Origin of the sequence: Maribacter spongiicola, assembly GCF_052119685.1 — a bacterium.
Taxonomy (GTDB): Bacteria; Bacteroidota; Bacteroidia; order Flavobacteriales; family Flavobacteriaceae; genus Maribacter; species Maribacter spongiicola_A.
In genome coordinates this window covers 1-2,099 of record NZ_JBGQOO010000029.1, presented here as the reverse complement: position 1 = coordinate 2,099, position 2,099 = coordinate 1, and the positions used below count along the sequence as shown (strand labels likewise).

General features: G+C 32.3%; 1 protein-coding gene. It reads left to right on the top strand.

Annotated elements, in window-relative coordinates:
* Positions 1-729: 729 nt before the first annotated feature.
* The gene (locus tag ACEN2N_RS18920; RefSeq protein ID WP_441825787.1) at positions 730-1,929 is read left to right on the top strand and encodes a hypothetical protein; all 1,200 of its coding nucleotides are present in this window, start codon (positions 730-732) and stop codon (positions 1,927-1,929) included.
* Positions 1,930-2,099 lie beyond the last annotated feature (170 nt).

Genomic DNA, 2,099 nt, shown 5'->3' with positions numbered 1-2,099 from the left:
CACGTAATCACCCTTCCTTTAAACTAATTTATCATTCAAAATATAGTATCTTCAAACTAAGAACCAAACATACGAGCTCAACCGTTGTCATTAATGATAAAAAAATATAATAACTAACCAGGACCTTCTATTATGAGTAAAATATCAATGAACTTAATTGTCGGAATTATAGCTTTAATAAATGTAATTTACACCTTCTTTGGCACGAATTCAACAGCTAGTATTTTAATGTTTGACGTAAACATATGGGTTTATAGATTATTCTGGACATTACTAGCAGCAGGCTGTTTTTATGCCCACTTCAAAAAAACCAATAAAGCTGTGGACTAGTTAAGATTTGAAAAAGCTGTTTCTAAAATGAACGAAGATGGATACTTTAGAAAGTTTGAGCGAATGGATCTTACTCAAACGCAACTGTTATGCAGATGGACTTTTTAGCTTGTGACGTATGAAATCAATCTGAACTCAGTAATTACGCAAGCAAAACGTTCCAAGCATCGCGAAAATCACTAATGACAACAAAACCTAAACGTAATGCGGACTTTAGGGCAAAACTGAAAGGTCTGTGTATATTTATGAGGTCGCTAAATCTTATGGATTTAGCTTTGGACAAGAAAAAATAAAACTAAACAATAAGCTTTAGCTTCGTGCGCAGACGGAAACGAAAAGTTTCCTTACTACCGCACTACGCTTAGCCGAGACGTTAGCATTAATAATACAAAAACCACATTGAATAAAAAATTAGACGTTTTCTACTCTGCTATAGTTGAATCCGCAGACGATAGTATTCTAGAATTAAACCCAATACTGAAACCGCTTGGTTATCATTTTGTCGGTTATGAATATGAAGATTTTATTAGTGAAAAGCTAGAGGAATTAAGTCCTTCTACCCACAAAAACTTATTCGCAGACGACACGTCAAATAACAGTTACATAATAGATGACAGACCTCAAAAAAGGCATCAAAGTGTATTAGAGCTTTTAAATCATTTGAATATTCAAGTCGATTTTAACAGAACATCTTTCAAGAATAAAGTCTTCTTTTTTGAAAGATCTGATAATAATGAAATAGAATCTAGTATGGAAGATGTTTATATGACATCTGGTTTTGAAATCGTCTGTAATCGATTAACAAAGTTATTTTCTGTTTTTCTAGAATATCCCCTCCAATTTGGAACAATTAATAAAACATCGACAGGTATTTCGTCGCGAATGCAATATCTAGAAAGAACAATATTCAAAGCTCCTAACAGTCGGATTTTTCAAAACAGGGACTTATCTGGTTTGAAAAGGACTGAAAATCCCCTTTTCATCAATCTTGTTCAAAAAATAATACAGGATGTCCACTCTCTAAAAATCCTTCCAATTCAATCTGACAGAGCCTTAAATGTTAAGGAACTTAATTTACATTTGACCGAATTCAGATACATAGATTTTGCTATTGAGTTATTCAACAATGCAGAAAATGTCCCAGTAAACAATTTAGATAACTTTATACACCTAAAAGTAAAACTAACTCTGCTAATTTCATGTCTGGAAAGCTTATTCAATAATGGAACAAATCCAATTTCACATACAATAGCTAGACATTATTCAATTTTATTTTGGAACCCTGGTTTGTTTGATAAAAATTATAAGCTTATTAAATATTATTATTCATTGAGAAGTAAATTTGTTCATGGAGCAATGGATGAATCACCCGTAAAAGTCAATAAGGAAATCAAAAAGAAGATTAAAACTATTGGTCTTGATTCACCTTCCGATTTATTGAGTTTGGTTGCGGATTTGCGATATAAAGTAAAAGTTGCAATTGAATTAGTGTTAATGGAGAATAAAGATAAAACAGAGCTATTTTCTCATTTGAACGCAAGAGGAATTGACCCAAATGAATATTATCCAGAATCGGGACTCAAACCTAAGCCATATTGAAAAATTACTAATGCTAACAAAACCTAAACTTAATGCGGACTTAAGGGCTAAATCGAAAGGTCTGTGTATATTTATGAAGTCGCTAAATCTTATGGATTTAGCTTTGGATAAGAAAAATAAAACTAAACAATAAGCTTTAGCTTCGTGCGCAGACGGAAACCAAAAGTTTC